Raw genomic sequence first — 16,486 nt, forward strand, 5'->3', positions numbered from 1 at the left:
GGGCTCCTCAGAAGCTGCGCGGCAGTTCGAGCAGGTGCTCGGCCACGTAGGACAGGATCAGGTTGGTGGAGATCGGCGCCACCTGGTACAGGCGGGTTTCGCGGAACTTGCGCTCGACATCGTATTCATTGGCGAAACCAAAGCCGCCGTGGGTCTGCAGGCAGGCGTTGGCCGCCTCCCAGCTGGCCTTGGCCGCCAGGTACTTGGCCATGTTGGCCGAGGCGCCGGCGCTCTGCCCCGCGTCGTATTCCTCGCAGGCGCGCCAGCGCATCAGGTCGGCGGCCTCGATCTCGATATGCGCTTCGGCGATTGGGAACTGCACGCCCTGGTTCTGCCCGATCGGCCGGCCGAACACCACCCGGTCGCGGGCGTACTGGCTGGCCTTCTCGACGAACCAGCGGCCATCGCCGATGCATTCGGCGGCAATCAGCGTGCGCTCGGCATTCAGGCCGTCGAGGATGTAGCGAAAGCCCTTGCCTTCCTCGCCGATCAGGCTGCTGGCCGGAATCTCCAGGTTGTCGAAGAACAGCTCGTTGGTCTCGTGGTTGACCATGTTGGCAATCGGCTGCACGGTCAGGCCGTTGCCGATGGCTTCGCGCAGGTCGACAAGAAAAATCGACATGCCTTCGGACTTGCGGGTGACCTCGGCCAGCGGCGTGGTCCGCGCCAGCAGGATCATCAGGTCGGAGTGCTGGATACGCGAAATCCACACCTTCTGGCCATTGATCACATACCTGTCACCCTGGCGCACGGCGGTGGTCTTGATCCTGGTGGTGTCGGTGCCGGTGGTCGGTTCGGTCACCCCCATCGACTGCAGGCGCAGCTCGCCGCTGGCCAGCTTTGGCAGGTAATGGCGCTTCTGCTCGTCGCTGCCGTTACGCAGCAGGGTGAACATGTTGTACATCTGGCCATGGATGGTGCCGGAGTTGCCACCGCAACGGTTGACCTCCTCGAGGATCACCGAAGCCTCGGCCAGGCCCAGGCCGGAGCCGCCATATTCCTCGGGAATCATTGCCGACAGCCAGCCGGCTTCGGTCATGGCCTTGACGAAAGCTTCGGGGAAGCCCTTTTCCTCGTCGATCCTGCGCCAGTATTCGGCGGGAAACCCGGCGCACAGGGCACGCACGCCCTCGCGAATGGCATTGAGTGCTTCGTTCTGATTGGAGTTCATGGGTAGAAGGCCTTTTCTGATTTGTCTTGATCAGTCCGGTGGCGGGCTTTTACTCGAAGTGCACCTGAGCCTGCTGGGCGAGACCGTCGGCATTGCCGGCCCAGAGTTCGGCGACGCCAGGCTCGATGATCCGTCCGCCGACCTCGAAGGGCTGTGGCGCGATCAGCGGGCGCAGACCGCGATAGGAGAAGCGCCGCAACCGGGCCTCGGGGTGGGCGCGACAGAACGCGCGCAGGTTCAGGGTGGCGATCATCGGGCCATGCACCACCAGGCCGGAGTAGCCTTCGGTGCCGGTGACGTAGGGGTAGTCGTAATGGATGCGGTGGCCGTTGAAGGTCACGGCGCTGTAGCGGAACAGCAGGGTCGGCGTCGGCTCCACCGCCTCGTGCCACTGCCCCTGCGGCAGCGTCTCGCCACTGCCCTGCTTGGGCGGGGTCGGCTCGCGGTAAACGATGTCCTGTTCCTCGCGGATCGCCAGCCGGCCATCCTGGAAGTACTCATGGCACACGGTGACGAACAGCAGCGCACCGGTACGGCCCTGCTTTTCCTCGATATGGCGGATGGTGGAAACGCGGGTGGCATCGAAGCCGGCCTTGAGACTGTCGAAGAACTCCAGGCGGCCACCGGCCCACATGCGGTTGCGATTGTCCGCCGGCGGCAGGAAACCACCCCGGGCCGGATGCCCGTCGCCGCCCAGCTGGCTTTCGGGCAGCGGGTCCTGGAAAAAGCACCACTGCCAGAGCGCTGGCAACGCCTCGCCATGGGCCGGCGCATTTTCGCCAAAGGTCGCGGCGATACGCTTGAGCAGGTTGCGGCTCAGTTGATCGTGAGCCTCTTCGCTACGGCCCAGCCAGGCTCTCGGATCCGTCACACTCATGGAAGGTTTCCCCTTGCCGTTTATCGTTGTGCGCCGATGATGCAAGCTGATCGACGTTCCGAGAATTTGCATTTCGATAAACCGGCGTTCGGGTATGCTGAACGCCCAGCGGCCTGTCCGCTTGCCACACGGGCCACGCCCCCTGACTGGAGTCATCCATGCATTTCGACCTGGCGGACCTGCGTCTCTTCATCCATATCGCCGAATCGCCGAGCCTGACCCAGGGCGCCAGGCGCGCCTTCCTCTCGCCAGCTGCCGCCAGCGCGCGGATCAAGGCCCTGGAGGCGCAGCTCGACACCCGCCTGCTGTACCGCGACAGCCGTGGCGTGGAGGTGACCCCCGCCGGCCAGCGGCTGCTGCAGCACGCACGGCTGATCATGCGTCAGGTCGACTACCTGAAAAGCGAATTCACCCACTACGGCAGCGATTCAGCCGGGCATATCCGCATCTTCGCCAACACCACGGCGGTCACCGAGTTCCTGCCGGAGGTGCTGGCCGGGTTTCTCTCGGAACGCCCGGGGGTGACGGTGGACCTGCAGGAGCGGCTGTCGCGGGACATCGTCCGTGGCGTGCTCGACGGCACCAGCGACATGGGCATCATCGCCGGCCCCGTCGAAGCCAGCGGCCTGCAGGTGCTGCACTTCAGCACCGACCGGCTGGTGCTGATCGTTCCGGCCGACCACCCGCTGGCGGGCCAGCCAGCGGTCAGCCTGGGCCAGACCCTGGCCTACCAGCATATCGGCCTGCACGAGGGCAGCACCCTGCTGAGTTTCCTGCGCGAACACGTCGAACGGATCGGCAAGACCCTGTCGCTGCGTATCCAGGTTTCCAGCTTCGAGGCGATCTGCCGGATGGTCGAGGCCGGTGTCGGTATCGGCATCATTCCCGAATCGGCGGCCGTTCGGCACAGCCGAACGATGCAACTGGTGAGCGTGGCGCTGGACGAGCCGTGGGCGATTCGCGAACGCAGCATTCTGGTGCGCGAGCTGGAGGCCCTGCCCGGCACCGTCCGCGCCCTGATCGCAACGCTGATGCCGCCGCCCGCGACATGAACCGGCCCGTGTTGCGGGTTGCACAACACCGGCTTGCGCGGCATGCTTGAGCCATTCCTGCGACAGAACTTTTTACGCCCCAGGCACTCAATCAGTGCATTGATCCATGCCCTTCCCGATAGAGACGCTCATGACTTCGAAGCTGGAACAACTCAAGCAGTTCACCACCGTGGTCGCGGACACCGGCGACCTCGACGCGATCACCCGCCTCAAGCCGGTCGACGCTACCACCAACCCGTCGCTGCTACTCAAGGCCGCCGCCCTGCCGGGCTATGCCGAGCTGCTCCAGAACGCCGTGGCCCAGGCCAAGGGCGATGTCGGCCTGGCCTGCGACCACTTCGCGGTCGCGGTGGGCGCCGGCATTCTCAAGGCGATTCCCGGGCGCATTTCCACCGAGGTCGATGCACGCCTGTCGTTCGACGAAGCCGCGCTGCTGGCCAAGGCCAACCAGTTGATCGAGCTGTACGACAAGGCCGGCGTCGGTCGTGACCGCGTGCTGATCAAGCTGGCGTCCACCTGGGAAGGCATCCGCGCCGCCGAGAAGCTGGAGAAGGCCGGTATCCAGACCAACCTGACCCTGCTGTTCTCCTTCGCCCAGGCCGTGGCCTGCGCCGATGCCGGGGTGTTCCTGATCTCGCCGTTCGTGGGCCGTATCTACGACTGGTACAAGAAGTCCACCGGCAACGAATACACCGGCGCCGACGATCCGGGCGTGCAGTCGGTGACCCGCATCTACAACTACTACAAGTCCAATGACTACAAGACCGTAGTCATGGGCGCCAGCTTCCGCAATCTCAACCAGATCGAACACCTGGCCGGCTGCGACCGCCTGACCATCAGCCCCGACCTGCTGGAGAAACTCTCCCAGGACCAGGGCAACCTGGTACGCAAGCTGACCCCGGGCACCACCGGTGAAGCCCGTCAGAACCTGAACGAGGCGCAGTTCCGCTGGGCCTCCAACGAGGACGCGATGGCGACCGAGAAGCTGGCCGAAGGGATCCGCCAGTTCGCTCGCGACCAGGAGAAGCTGGAAGCCTTGCTGACCCGGTAAGACTTCGGGCCATTCGCGGGCAAGCCCGGCTCCTGCAGGATTACGGCGTTCGCAATTTCGTGTCCGCCATGGATCTGCCGGAGCCGGGCTTGCCCGCGAAAGGGCCAACGAGCCCCGCAACAATCCCGTGACACCGCTATCGCCAGCGCGCCGACTCCCACGGTTTCCTGTGTAGAACCTTCAGTTCCAAGCGCACGTACCCCGGCAACACCTCTTCACAATCCACCGACAATTTCACCATTGAGCCCGTCATGAACCGGTGCCTAAACTCTGGCGCCTGCCTATAAGAGAGACCATCATGACCGTGCCTGATACCTCCTCCAACCCCCGACAGCGCTGGCTGGCCCTGGTAGTACTGTGCCTCGGGGTGCTGATGATCGTGCTCGACACCACCATCGTCAACGTCGCCCTGCCATCGATCAAGACCGACCTGCAGTTCAGCGAAACCGCCCTGGCCTGGGTGGTGAACGCCTACATGCTGACCTTCGGCGGCTTCCTGCTGCTCGGTGGTCGCCTGGGCGACCTGTACGGGCATCGCCGCCTGTTCCTGCTCGGCATCGCCTTCTTCACCCTGGCCTCGCTGGCCTGCGGCATCGCCCAGACCCAGCCCCTGCTGATCTGGGCCCGGGCCTTCCAGGGCCTGGCTGCCGCCGTGGTCACCGCCGTGGCGCTGTCGCTGATCATGGACCTGTTCAGCGAGCCGGCCGAACGCGCCAAGGCCATGGGCGTCTACGGCTTCGTCTGCGCCGGTGGCGGCAGCCTCGGGGCCCTGCTCGGCGGGGTGCTGACCAGCACCCTGAGCTGGCACTGGATCTTCCTGGTCAACCTGCCGATCGGCCTGGCGGTGATCGTGCTGTCGCTGCGCCTGCTGTCCAGGTCTCTCAACCAGCATCCCGAGCGCAGCCTGGATGTGCTCGGCGCCCTGACGGTGACCGCCTCGCTGATGCTGGCGGTGTACGCCATCGTCAATGGCAACGAGATGGGCTGGGGCTCGCCACGCACCCTCGGGCAACTGGCGCTGGCCATCGGCCTGCTGGCGGTGTTCCTGCTGGTCGAGACCCGGGTGAAGGTTGCGCTGATGCCGCTGCGCCTGTTCCGCCTGCGCAACCTGGCGGTGGCGAATGTCGTCGGGGTACTGTGGGCCGCGGCGATGTTCGCCTGGTTCTTTCTCTCGGCGCTGTACATGCAACTGGTGCTGGGCTACACGCCGCTGGAAGTCGGGCTGGCGTTCCTGCCGGCGAACCTGATCATGGCGGTGTTCTCCCTGGGAATCTCGGCCCGGCTGGTGATGCGCTTCGGCATCCGCGGGCCGCTTGCCGCCGGGCTGGGCCTGGCGACGCTCGGCCTGCTGCTGTTCGCCCAGGCACCGGTGGATGGCAACTTCGTCCACGATATCCTGCCGGGTATGGTGCTGCTGGGACTGGGTGCCGGGATCGCCTTCAACCCGCTGCTGCTGGCGGCGATGAACGATGTCGCGCCGTCCGAATCGGGGCTGGCCTCGGGCATGGTCAATACCGCGTTCATGATGGGTGGGGCACTCGGGCTGGCAGCCCTGGCGAGCCTGGCGGCGGCGCGCACGCAACTGCACCTGGGCGCCGGGGTGGCGGAGCTGGTGGCGCTCAATGACGGCTACCAGGCGGCGTTTCTGGCCGGGGCGATGTTTTCCGCGCTGGGTGCCGGAATGGCCGCGACCTTGATGCGGACCCGGACCGGCAGCAACGTCGGCGGCGAAACTCCACTGGCAGTGTAGGGACACCTGTTTGCAGCTTGCAGAGGCAGTTTGGGAGGAGGATTGGTGGAAGCGGCCAAGCCCGTTCCCACAATAACAGGGGGTCAGCAAGCTGGAGGTACCCGGCGTACCCACCTCACCCCGTAGCCTGCTGCTCCTGCGCCTGGCGGATACTGGCCATGAACAGATCGGCCGGCATCGGCCGCCCCAGCAGGTAGCCTTGCAGTGAATTGCAACCCAGGCGGGTGAGGAAGTCGCGCTGCTTGTCGGTCTCGACGCCCTCGGCAACGATCCGCAACCCCAATGCCTGCCCCAGCGCCACAATCGCCGAGACGATCGCGGCATCATCGGAGTCGTGCTCCAGGTCGCGGACAAAGCCCCGGTCGATCTTCAATTCCGTGGCCGGCAGCCGCTTGAGGTACATCAGGCTGGAGTAGCCGGTACCGAAGTCATCGATGGACAGATCCACGCCCATTTCCGAGAGCTGGCGCAGTACCGTCATGCTCGCGTCGGCATCGCTCATGGTGGTGGTTTCGGTGATTTCCAGGGTCAGGCTGTTGGCCGGCAGATGGTGCCGGGCCAGGGCACTGGCGACACTGGCCACCAGCCCGGAGTGGCAGAACTGCTGGGCCGACAGGTTCACGGCGATACGCCAGTCCCGGTAGCCCTGTTCGTACCACTGGCGCATCTGTCGACAGGCTTCGTTCAACACCCATTCACCGATCGGGATGATCAGGCCGCTCTTCTCCGCCAGGGTGATGAAGGCGTCCGGCATCATCAGCCCCTGCTCGGGGTGCTGCCAGCGCACCAGCGCCTCGGCACCGATCGGCAAGCCGCTCACGGCGTCGAACTTGGGCTGGTAGTGCAGGCGGAACTGCTCGCCCGTCTCCAGCGCCTGGCGCAGGTCCTGCTGCAGCTTGAGCTTCTTGCGGGCATTGCCGTTCATCGAGGCGTCGAAGAAGCAGTAGCCATTCTTGCCCGCACCCTTGGCGTGGTACATCGCCGCGTCGGCGTTCATCAGCAGCTCTTCGGCGGTGCGGCCACTGCCGGGATACAGCACGATCCCAATGCTCGCGGAGATCTGCAGATCCTGTTCGGCCACCTGGAACACCTGGGAAATCAGGCTGACCTGACGCGTGGCCACCTGCAGCGCGTCATCCTGCTCGGACAATTGCGCCAGCAGGACGAACTCGTCGCCCCCGATCCGGGCCAGGGTATCCTGGGAGTGCAAGTCGTCACGCAGGCGATGGGCGACGGCACGCAGCAACTGGTCGCCCACATGATGGCCGAAGGCATCGTTGACCGGCTTGAAACCGTCCAGATCGATGAACATCAGCGCGAAACACCCCCCTTCGGCACTCGCCTTGTGCATCGCCTGGTCGATGCGGTCGGCCAGCAGTATCCGGTTCGGCAGGCCGGTGAGGTTGTCGTGCAGGGCCAGTTGGGTCAGTTCCTGGTTGGCCAGGGTCAGGGAGTCGGCCAGGTCGGCGGTGCGCTCCTCCAGCCGGGCATCGAGCACCGAAGTCAGCAAAGCGATCGACAGCACCGCCAGGCTGGTCACCAGCACCAGGTTGTCCAGGCCCTTGACCGCTAGGCCACTGGCTGCCGCGCCGCAGAAACTGCCTTCGGGGAAGTTCGCCGCGGCCATGCCGGTGTAGTGCATGCCGACGATGGCCACGCCCATGATCACCGCGGCACCGCTGCGGGCCAGGCGGATATAGGGCGTGTTGCGGCGCAGGTGGAAGGCGATCCACAGCGCCGCCGCCGAAGCGCTGACGGCGATCAGCAGCGAGGCACCGAACAGGGTCGGGTCGTAGTCGATGCCGGGCTGCATCCGCATGGCCGCCATGCCGGTGTAGTGCATGGCGCTGATGCCGGCGCCCATGATCAGCGAGCCGAACGCCAGTTGCATCAGCGGCAGGCGCGGCTGGCTGACCAGCCACAGGGCAAAACCGCTGGACAGAATGGCGATCAGCAGTGACAAGGCGGTGATCGGCCCGTCGTAGCCCAGCTCGATCGGCAGGCGGAACGCGAGCATGCCGACGAAGTGCATCGACCAGATCCCCACGCCCATGGCCAGGGCGCCCCCGGCCATCCACAGGTAGACCGCCCGTCCGCTGGCGGTGGCAATCCGCCCGGCCAGATCCAGGGCGGTATAGGAAGCCAGGATCGCCACGCAGAGCGACATGAGGACCAGCGACGATGAATAACTGCCAATGAGCATCGAAATACCCTGAAACCTCATGCCGGAGCCACCTCCGGACTACCAAAAAGGCGCCGATTCTACCCGCTTCGCCGCCAGGCGCACGGGAAAGATCGACTCATCAGCAAGCCCCCTGTGTCCTCTCCATGACACCCTCCTGCAAACGCACCAGAAACAGCCGGGTCACCCGCCGCTCCCGTACCGCGACCACGGTCATCCGCCACCCCGCCCACTGCACCTGATCGCCGACCATCGGCAGTCGATCCAGCAGGCTCATCACCAGCCCGGCCAGCGTCTGGTAATCCTCGGTGGCCCGGGCCTCGATCCCGAGGCGCTGCCGCGCGCGGCTCAGGGTCATGGCCCCGCTGACCTGGAAACCCTGCGCTTCCTCAACCACCTCGGGACCCTCCACCTCACTGGCATCGGGCAACTCGCCGGCGATCGACTCAAGGATGTCGGTCATGGTCAGCAGACCGACGAAATCACCGAACTCGTTGACCACGAACGCGATATGGGTCGAGGCCTGGCGCATCTGCTCCAGGGCGTTGAGCACAGAGTAGCTGTCTAACAGGTTTATCGCCCGGCGAGCCAAAAACTCCAGTCCCGGTTCAGTCCCGTCCAGGTAGGCCTTGAGCAGCTCCTTCTTGTGCACGAAGCCCAGCGGCTCGTCGACCGCCCCCTGGCGGATGAGCGGCAGGCGAGAGTACGACGAACGGATCAATTTCTCCCGAACGAGCGCCGGGCTGTCGGCGACGTCCAGGGTGTCGACCTGCGCCCGCACCGTCATCAGCGTGCGGATAGGCCGCTCGGCCAGTTGCAGCACGCCGCTGATCATCACCCGCTCACTGCGCTCGAACGGCACCTGGGCCTCGTCCGCCGAAGGCTCAAGCAGGTCGGCGATCTCCTCGCCCACTTCCTCGCTGGACAACCGTCGTCCACCGAGCATGCGCAGCACCGCATGGGCGGTACGCTCACGCAGCGGCCGCTGGCCGTGGGCCGAGCGCTTGCGCCGGGCGCGGGCCACCTGGTTGAACAGCTCGATCAGCACCGAGAAGCCAATGGCCGCGTACAGGTAGCCCTTGGGAATGTGCAAGCCCAGGCCCTCGGCGGTGAGGCTGAAACCGATCATCATCAGAAAGCCCAGGCACAGCATGATCACCGTCGGCCGCTCGTTGACGAAACGGGTCAACGGCTTGCTGGCGACGATCATCAGGCCGATGGAGACGATCACCGCGATCATCATCACCGACAGTTCCTCGACCATGCCGACGGCGGTGATCACCGCATCCAGGGAGAACACCGCATCGAGCACCACGATCTGCGCGACGATCGGCCAGAACAGCGCGTAGCCGCCATTCGCCGAGCGCTGGCTGACGTGCCCTTCCAGCCGCTCATGCAACTCCATGGTGGCCTTGAACAGCAGGAACACGCCGCCGAACAGCATGATCAGGTCGCGGCCGGAAAAACTCTTGCCCAGCACCTCGAACAGCGGCTGGGTCAGGGTCACCATCCAGGCGATGCTGGCCAGCAGGCCCAGACGCATCAGCAACGCCAGGGACAGACCGATGACACGGGCGCGGTCGCGCTGGTGCGGCGGCAACTTGTCCGCCAGGATCGCGATGAACACCAGGTTATCGATACCCAGCACCAGTTCGAGGAAAATCAGGGTCAACAGGCCAAGCCAGGCCGTGGGGTCAGCCAACCATTCCATGAAAAATGCGCTCCCTTAGTGGATTCGAACAGAGGTGCACGACGGTATCGAGCCCGGGGACGGCCAGGAGACGACGCGGCAACAGAGGAAAAGACGCTCGACAGGGGGGATTGCCGGGCCTGGCGCACCACCGGGGCGCGTGCATGAAGAAAAGCGTGAGGGGACGACCGGGAGGTTCCGCGAGGGTGTTCATGTACAACCTGAGTGACTAATAGGGAAATAAATCCTACATGACCCCGGAGAACCGCCTGACAGGCAAACTATTTCAAATCATGAAAGCGCAGCGCGCGACGGTTACCGCTCAGCGCGGAAATCCTGGCGAACCCGTTCGATATAGCGGGCCACCGCCGGCGCCTTTTCGAAACGCCGATGAATCAGCGACAGCCAGGATGTCGCCTGACAGCCGACGATCGGTCGATAGACCACATTCGGCAGGTTGACGTGACCGATCACCGACTCGGGCACCACCGCCACCCCCTGGCCCAGCGAGACCGCGGCAATCACCGCCACCAGTCCACCGGGCTGCGGCCCGAGGTGCGGCGCGTAGCCGCCCTGGGCTGCGACCTGCAGGGTACCGTTGATCTGCTCCGGCAGCACGAAGGTCTCGTTCTGCAGATGCTCGGCAGCGATGTTCCGCAAGCGGCACAGCCAACTGTCGTCCGCCAGCGCCAGCACGAAGCCCTCGGCATTCAGGCGCACCGCCTCCACCGCCTCGGGCAGCGACATCGGCGAACGCACGTAGCCGATATCGAAACGCCCTTCGGCGATCAGCCCCGGCAGCGCCGCCATGGGACTTTCCCGCACGTTCAGGCTGACATCGGTGAAATCGCGGACATAGGCCTTGACCTGCTGTTGCAGCACGCCCGAGTACACCGCCGAGGCGACATAGCCGATCTCGATATGGCCGATCTCGCCCCGTCCGGCGCGCTGGGCATTGCGCTGGGCGAACTCGAACTGGCGCACGGTCGCCTCGGCCTCGGGCAGCAACGCCGCGCCGGCCTCGGTCAGGCTGACCTCGCGTGGCCCGCGCTGGAACAGGCGGGTCCCGAGAGCGCTTTCCATATCCTGGATCTGCCGGGTGAGGGTCGGTGGGGCGATATCCAGCTGTTCCGCCGCCCGGGTGAAGTTGCGCTGCCGGGCCACGGCGAGGAAATAGCGGAAATGACGGATTTCCATGGTCATTAGCTCAAAGGTAACGAAGTGCCAAGGCCAGCCTAACGCAGACGGGTTTTGCCCACGATAAGCTGCTCTCACCGCCACAGTAGAGAAGCCTGAACATGCCCGTCAAATACCTTTCACCCTTATTCTTCAGCCACTGCGACCGGCCTGGGCTTGCAATGACCGCCTCCCCCACCGTCATTGCCTTCAAGGCAATCATGCACAGCGAGGCCTCGAAGACCAGCGCTGCCACCCTGCCCGTGCAGGCCCGGCCGTGAGCCGGGTGAGCCCGCGACTGACATTGCTCACGGCGTCCGGCGTCTGCTCGCTGATTGTCCTGGACACCAATATCGTCGCCGTGACCCTGCCGAGCATCGCCCGCGACCTGGGCGCCGATTTCACCGCGATCGAATGGGTGGTCAGCGCCTACATGCTGGCCTTCGCCGCCCTGCTGCTGCCCGCTGGCAGCATCGCCGACCGCTTCGGGCGCAAAAAGACCCTGCTCTGGGGCCTGGGCCTGTTCATCCTCGCCTCCCTGGGCTGCGGCGCGGCGCCCGACAGCCTGTTCCTCGATATCGCGCGGGCGGTCAAGGGCGTCGGTGCCGCGCTGTTGCTGACCTCGGCGCTGGCGACCATCGGCCACACCTTTCATGACGAGGTCGAGCGCGCCCGCGCCTGGGCCTTCTGGGGGGCCTGCATGGGCCTGGCGATGACCGCCGCGCCGACGGTCGGCGGGCTGATCACCGAGTACCTGGGCTGGCGCTGGATCTTCTTCATCAACCTGCCCATCGGCCTGCTGCTGGTGGCGCTGGTCCGCCATGCGGTCGCGGAATCGCGCGACAGCCAGTCGGCGCGTCTCGATCCCTGGGGCAGCCTGGCCTTCAGCGGTGCGCTGCTGTGTCTGATCTGGGGGCTGATCGAGGCCAACCGGATCGGCTGGAGCCACCCGCTGACCAGTACCCGCCTGCTCGCCGGCGGCGCCCTGCTGGGGGTGTTCGTGCTGGTCGAGCGCGTGCAGAAACGGCCGATGGTCGACCTGCAGCTGTTTCGCCATCCGCGCTTCATCGGCGCCCTGCTCGGCATGTTCGCCTATGCCGGCTGCGCCCAGGTGATGATGACGCTGTTGCCGTTCTACCTGCAGAACGGCCTGGGGCTGTCGGCGATCGACTCGGGGCTGGGCATGCTGCCCTTCGCCCTGACCATGCTCATCTGCCCGCGCATCGGCGTGAGGCTGGCGTCGCGACTGCAACCGGCAACCCTGATGGCCACCGGGCTGGCCCTGGTCGGCTGCGGCAACCTGCTCAGTGCCTGGGCGGTTTCCAGCGGCGGCTACCCGGGCTTCGGCCTGGCGATCGCGGTGACCGGCGCCGGTGCCGGGTTGCTCAACGGCGACACGCAGAAAAACATCATGGCCTGCGTGCCCCGCGATCGGACGGGCATGGCCTCGGGCCTGAGCACCACCATGCGTTTCAGCGCGATCGTGCTGGCCATCGGGGTCTTCGGCGCCGTGCTGGCCGGGCATACCCGGGATCTGCTGCACGCCCGTCTCGCCAGCCAGGCCAGCCTCTGGCTCGACCGGGCCCAGGAGATCGCTTCGCGAGTGGTGGCCGGTGACATGCAGGCGGCCATGGCGACGCTACCGGAAGCGGCCCGTCCGGCGGTGCAACCGTTGGCGCACCAGGCCTTTGTCGGCGGTTTTGGTACGGTACTCTGGCTGGCGGGCCTGCTGGCACTGCTGGGCGCCGTGGTGGTCGGCACCCTGATGCGCAAGCCGCTGCCCGGCACGCAGGCGCTGACCCTGGTGCGCGAGTAACGGCTTCGCAGAGGGCCGGGGCGCAAGGCTTGCCCGGCCCTGTTCAGCCGTCCAGGGGCCCTGCCAGCGACGTCATCAGGCGTTCGGCATTCTCCCGGCACGACACATCCGCCGGCTTGTTGCGGATGCTGTTCACCACGCCGAGCAGTTGCAGCTTGCTCTGGGCCAGGCGCGCCTGCATGGACTCGATCTGGCCGATCTTGCGCTCCAGGCTGGCAATCATTTCATCATGGTCCCAGGTCCCGGGCTCGCTGGTCGGCACCAGTGCACGCAACTCTTCCAGGCTGAAGCCGGCCTGCTGCGCGCACTGGATGATCGACAGGGTCTGCAACACCTCGGGCGGGTATTCGCGATAGCCGTTGGCCTGGCGACGAACCTTGTGGATCAGCCCCTGGGCCTCGTAGAACCTGATCTTCGAGGCCGCCAGGCCACTGCGTTGGGCCAGTTCACCGATTTTCATGGAAATCCTCGCAGCGGCTATTGACATTAAACCTTACTTTAAACTTAGCCTGAGCCCTCCACTACCCCGGAGTCAAGCATGTCACCCTTCCAGGCATTGTCGTTACCCAACGGCGTACAGATCCCCAATCGCATTGCCAAGGCCGCCATGGAGGAAAACATGGCCGACCTGGACAATGCCCCTTCCCAACCCCTGATGGAACTCTATCGCGCCTGGGCCGACGGCGAAGCGGGCCTGCTGCTGACCGGCAACGTGATGATCGACCGCCGGGCCATGACCGGCCCCGGCGGCGTGGTGCTGGAGGATGAACGCCACCTGGGGAAATTCCACCAGTGGGCGGCCATCGGCAGGGCCAGAGGGGCGCAGTTCTGGGTGCAGCTCAACCACCCCGGCCGCCAGACCCCGGCCAATCTCGGCCAGGCCACCCTGGCGCCTTCGGCGGTGTCCCTGGAGATGGGCGAGTTTTCCAGAATGTTCGCCCAACCCCGGCCCATGAGTGAAGCCGATATCGACGAGGTGATCGCCCGCTTCGCCCGCAGCGCCCGATTGGCCGAACAGGCAGGCTTCACCGGTGTACAGATCCATGCCGCCCACGGCTATCTGCTCAGCCAGTTCCTCTCACCGCTGAGCAACCGTCGCAGCGACCGCTGGGGTGGCAGCCTGGAAAACCGCGCCCGCCTGCTGCTGGAGGTGGTGAAGGCGATTCGCGCCGAGGTGGCGCCGAGCTTCTGCGTGGCGGTGAAACTCAACTCGGCGGACTTCCAGCGTGGAGGGTTCGACGCCGACGACGCCCGCCAGGTCATCGAATGGCTCAACGCCCTGCCGGTGGATTTGGTCGAACTGTCTGGCGGCAGCTACGAGGCGCCGGCCATGCAGGGCGAAGCGCGTGACGGCCGGACGCTGGCACGCGAGGCGTACTTCCTGGAAATGGCCGGTGAGCTGGCGAAAGTCGCGACGATGCCGCTGATGGTCACCGGCGGCATCCGCCGCCTGCCTGTGGTCCAACAGGTACTCGACAGCGGCGTCGCCATGGCCGGCATCGGTACCGCGTTGGCCGTGGAGCCCAACCTGCCCCGTCACTGGCGCGAAGGCCGCGACAGCCACCCGCAACTGCCACCGATCCGCTGGAAGAAAAAGCCGCTGGCGGCGTTGGCAAACATGGCGGTGGTGAAGTTCCAGCTCAAGCGCCTGAGCCAGGGGCGCCGGACCAGACCCGAGGTTTCACCGGCCTGGGCCCTGGTACTGGACCGGTTGTTCATCGGGCGCCGGACGCGGCAGTATCGGGCGGCGATGAAGCGCCAGCGGTGATGCGTCTGGCGGGGCGCTTTCGCGGGCAAGCCCGGCTCCTACAAGTTTGCGCCATACACAAGAGCATCGTTCGGCCACACTCTTTAGGAGCCGGGCTTGCCCGCGAAAGCGCTGGACAAATGACCGCCGGGCTCGGCCCTGGCCCCTGTCAACGCCCGGCAAACCGCAACCGCGACAACATCCTCAGGTCCCCATCCTTGTAGTACGCATCGCTCCAACTGTCATCCGGTGCCAGCGGTTGCACCTGCTTGAGCGCCAGCTTCTTCGCGTAATAGCGAAACCGGTAATGCTCATAGAAACGCAGGATCTCCAGCCCATACCGATCCGCCAGGTCGACATCGCCGCGAATCACCAGGAAGTTCTCATCGTTGCCCTCACTGGCCCCGACGCTGAGGTTATGACTGCCACTGATGATGGTCGGGGCATCGGTGGTGAAGTCGGTGACGATGGCCTTGGTGTGCACCAGCAGGCGCCCCTTCTGCCCCTTGAGGCCCTCCTTGATCCAACCCTCCAGGCCACTGCCGAGCAGCGCCGTGGCGACGAAATCGTCGGTGCGGTCGGCGTGAATACCGGAGATGCTGCTGGCCGTGTTCTGCAGACCGAAACGCAGCACGTCGTCATGGGGCTTGCCGAGCAGGGCGTCGAGAATATCCTGGGGCAAGGCGAAGGCCGTGGCAAACAGCACGTCCTTCTGCGCCGCCGTGATGATCTGCACGAACTCCGCCAGGTCCGCCCGGCCAGTGCGCGGAGAGAAACCGGCGAACAGCGGCTGGCCGGGGTCCATGGGATTATTTTGAGTGATCCATTTGCGAGTCGCCGCCACATCCGCCGGCGCCGCCCAGATCTGTTCGAAAACCTGGCTGTATTCGGTCGCCAGGCGCTGGTCGTCGAGGATATGAATCACGTTGGCCTGGCGGTACACGCCATTGGCGGTGAAGTTGGTGCTGCCGCACAGCACCGCCGCAGGCTGATACTCGCCAGCGGCGTCGCGCTGGCTGAGGACGATGAACTTGTCGTGGAAGATCTTGCTGGTGACCCGCCCGCGCTTGCTCGCGGCCGGAATCGCCGCCAGGCTCTGCTCGTTCAGCGCGGTGTCCTCGTCCCCGACCTTGGCGTGATACAGCACGCGGATGCGCGCGCCGCGGGCGTTGGCCGCATTCACCGCCTCGACGATCGCCGGCAACTGGTATTCGTAGATGGCGATATCCAGCCCCCACTGCGCATCCCGGGCGCGGGCGATGAAACCGAGCAGCGCCTCCAGCAGACCGTTTTCCAGCCACAGGCGGGCGGCGTCCGGCCATTGCTCGATCGGCAGGTCCTTCTGGCCGGTCAGTTGCTGGTCCAGCTGAGGAAACTTGCGCTCGAACCCCTGGCTCGCCGCCACCGCCCGGTTGAAGATCACCCGCTGGTTCTTCGGCATACCGTTGTCGGTGGTCACGCTGATCGCCAGCGACTCGTCCAGTCGCGGCGCAGCCGGTGTGCCATAGGCCAGGTGCACGCGGTAGTTGCAGGTGCTACCGGGCTCGACGTTGTAGTCGGCCCAGCGGAATTTCTGCAGCGGTGCGACATCACTGGGGGTGGCGTGATACTGGGGGAAGGTGTGCTCCCTGCCGGGAAAGGTCAGGCTGTTGAACAGGAACCGCCAGGGCTTGTCGCCCACCTGGCGCTCGATGGCAAACCCGAGCAGGCCGGCACGGCGTGACTCGGCCAGGTCGAAGGCCAGCAACACCCCGCTGGTGCCGGCATACGCCTTGACCCGGAAATCGTCCTGGGCATTGCTTTGAAGTACGCGCATGCATCACATCCTTGAGAGATCGGCTGGAGAGGAGAAGGCTAGCCAACTTTGTCGACAGTATGCCTACCGGCCCATGAAATGAAACATTCAGCACCCAGATACAAGCACCAGGCCGCGCCGGGCTCTAGGCTGATCGATGATCCGCGGCGGGCTGACAC

General features: G+C 65.5%; 12 protein-coding genes. 5 read left to right on the forward strand and 7 right to left on the reverse strand.

Annotated elements, in window-relative coordinates; all coding sequences use genetic code 11:
• Positions 1 to 7: 7 nt before the first annotated feature.
• Entirely contained in the window at positions 8 to 1,171 is a 1,164-nt protein-coding gene (locus ACZ5KU_RS17630; RefSeq protein WP_464735927.1) for an acyl-CoA dehydrogenase family protein, read from the reverse strand.
• 49 nt (positions 1,172 to 1,220) lie between these two features.
• Entirely contained in the window at positions 1,221 to 2,048 is an 828-nt protein-coding gene (locus ACZ5KU_RS17635) for an HTD2 family dehydratase (RefSeq protein WP_054059824.1), read from the reverse strand.
• Between the two features lie 158 nt (positions 2,049 to 2,206).
• On the opposite strand from ACZ5KU_RS17635, the gene ACZ5KU_RS17640 reads away from it, so the two are divergent.
• The 3 genes from ACZ5KU_RS17640 (at position 2,207) to ACZ5KU_RS17650 (ending at position 5,901) form a co-directional block, all read left to right on the forward strand.
• On the forward strand, positions 2,207 to 3,100 hold the full coding sequence (locus tag ACZ5KU_RS17640) for a LysR family transcriptional regulator (protein ID WP_054059823.1): 894 nt from the start codon (positions 2,207 to 2,209) through the stop codon (positions 3,098 to 3,100).
• 130 nt (positions 3,101 to 3,230) lie between these two features.
• Entirely contained in the window at positions 3,231 to 4,151 is a 921-nt protein-coding gene (gene tal / locus ACZ5KU_RS17645) for a transaldolase (protein WP_054059822.1), read from the forward strand.
• A 298-nt stretch (positions 4,152 to 4,449) separates the two neighbouring features.
• The gene (locus ACZ5KU_RS17650; protein ID WP_193394237.1) at positions 4,450 to 5,901 is read left to right on the forward strand and encodes a DHA2 family efflux MFS transporter permease subunit; all 1,452 of its coding nucleotides are present in this window, start codon (positions 4,450 to 4,452) and stop codon (positions 5,899 to 5,901) included.
• A 115-nt stretch (positions 5,902 to 6,016) separates the two neighbouring features.
• On the opposite strand, the gene ACZ5KU_RS17655 is transcribed toward ACZ5KU_RS17650, so the two are convergent.
• The 3 genes from ACZ5KU_RS17655 to ACZ5KU_RS17665 form a co-directional block, all read right to left on the reverse strand.
• Positions 6,017 to 8,104, reverse strand: coding sequence for a putative bifunctional diguanylate cyclase/phosphodiesterase (locus ACZ5KU_RS17655; protein ID WP_054059821.1), 2,088 nt, complete (start codon positions 8,102 to 8,104; stop codon positions 6,017 to 6,019).
• 100 nt (positions 8,105 to 8,204) lie between these two features.
• Positions 8,205 to 9,794 (reverse strand): TerC family protein, encoded by a 1,590-nt coding sequence (locus ACZ5KU_RS17660; protein ID WP_054059820.1) that lies wholly within the window; start codon positions 9,792 to 9,794, stop codon positions 8,205 to 8,207.
• Between the two features lie 294 nt (positions 9,795 to 10,088).
• Positions 10,089 to 10,970, reverse strand: a complete 882-nt coding sequence (locus ACZ5KU_RS17665) for a LysR family transcriptional regulator (RefSeq protein WP_416769199.1) — start codon at positions 10,968 to 10,970, stop codon at positions 10,089 to 10,091.
• 256 nt (positions 10,971 to 11,226) lie between these two features.
• On the opposite strand from ACZ5KU_RS17665, the gene ACZ5KU_RS17670 reads away from it, so the two are divergent.
• On the forward strand, positions 11,227 to 12,765 hold the full coding sequence (locus ACZ5KU_RS17670; protein WP_416769201.1) for an MFS transporter: 1,539 nt from the start codon (positions 11,227 to 11,229) through the stop codon (positions 12,763 to 12,765).
• Positions 12,766 to 12,808: 43 nt separating this feature from the next.
• Here the strand turns inward: ACZ5KU_RS17670 and ACZ5KU_RS17675 are convergent, their stop codons facing one another.
• A complete protein-coding gene (locus ACZ5KU_RS17675) occupies positions 12,809 to 13,225 on the reverse strand; it encodes a MerR family transcriptional regulator (protein WP_054060368.1) in 417 nt (138 codons plus the stop codon).
• A 78-nt stretch (positions 13,226 to 13,303) separates the two neighbouring features.
• Between ACZ5KU_RS17675 and ACZ5KU_RS17680 the strand changes: the two genes are divergently transcribed.
• Positions 13,304 to 14,533: an NADH:flavin oxidoreductase/NADH oxidase family protein gene (locus tag ACZ5KU_RS17680; RefSeq protein ID WP_054060369.1), complete on the forward strand. Its 1,230-nt coding sequence runs from the start codon at positions 13,304 to 13,306 to the stop codon at positions 14,531 to 14,533.
• 148 nt (positions 14,534 to 14,681) lie between these two features.
• Here the strand turns inward: ACZ5KU_RS17680 and ACZ5KU_RS17685 are convergent, their stop codons facing one another.
• Complete coding sequence (locus ACZ5KU_RS17685; RefSeq protein ID WP_054060370.1) at positions 14,682 to 16,328, reverse strand: phospholipase D-like domain-containing protein; 1,647 nt, start codon at positions 16,326 to 16,328, stop codon at positions 14,682 to 14,684.
• Positions 16,329 to 16,486 lie beyond the last annotated feature (158 nt).

It is taken from the genome of Pseudomonas sp. Tof1 (genome assembly GCF_055390395.1).

Excerpts from the sequence above, each read along its gene's own strand:
- ACZ5KU_RS17640 (WP_054059823.1), top strand. The coding sequence starts at position 2,207 with ATGCATTTCGACCTGGCGGACCTGCGTCTCTTCATCCATATCGCCGAA.
- ACZ5KU_RS17630 (WP_464735927.1), bottom strand. The coding sequence starts at position 1,171 with ATGAACTCCAATCAGAACGAAGCACTCAATGCCATTCGCGAGGGCGTG.
- ACZ5KU_RS17680 (WP_054060369.1), top strand. The coding sequence starts at position 13,304 with ATGTCACCCTTCCAGGCATTGTCGTTACCCAACGGCGTACAGATCCCC.
- ACZ5KU_RS17665 (WP_416769199.1), bottom strand. The coding sequence starts at position 10,970 with ATGGAAATCCGTCATTTCCGCTATTTCCTCGCCGTGGCCCGGCAGCGC.
- ACZ5KU_RS17675 (WP_054060368.1), bottom strand. The coding sequence starts at position 13,225 with ATGAAAATCGGTGAACTGGCCCAACGCAGTGGCCTGGCGGCCTCGAAG.
- ACZ5KU_RS17685 (WP_054060370.1), bottom strand. The coding sequence starts at position 16,328 with ATGCGCGTACTTCAAAGCAATGCCCAGGACGATTTCCGGGTCAAGGCG.
- ACZ5KU_RS17650 (WP_193394237.1), top strand. The coding sequence starts at position 4,450 with ATGACCGTGCCTGATACCTCCTCCAACCCCCGACAGCGCTGGCTGGCC.
- ACZ5KU_RS17660 (WP_054059820.1), bottom strand. The coding sequence starts at position 9,794 with ATGGAATGGTTGGCTGACCCCACGGCCTGGCTTGGCCTGTTGACCCTG.
- ACZ5KU_RS17655 (WP_054059821.1), bottom strand. The coding sequence starts at position 8,104 with ATGCTCATTGGCAGTTATTCATCGTCGCTGGTCCTCATGTCGCTCTGC.
- tal (WP_054059822.1), top strand. The coding sequence starts at position 3,231 with ATGACTTCGAAGCTGGAACAACTCAAGCAGTTCACCACCGTGGTCGCG.
- ACZ5KU_RS17635 (WP_054059824.1), bottom strand. The coding sequence starts at position 2,048 with ATGAGTGTGACGGATCCGAGAGCCTGGCTGGGCCGTAGCGAAGAGGCT.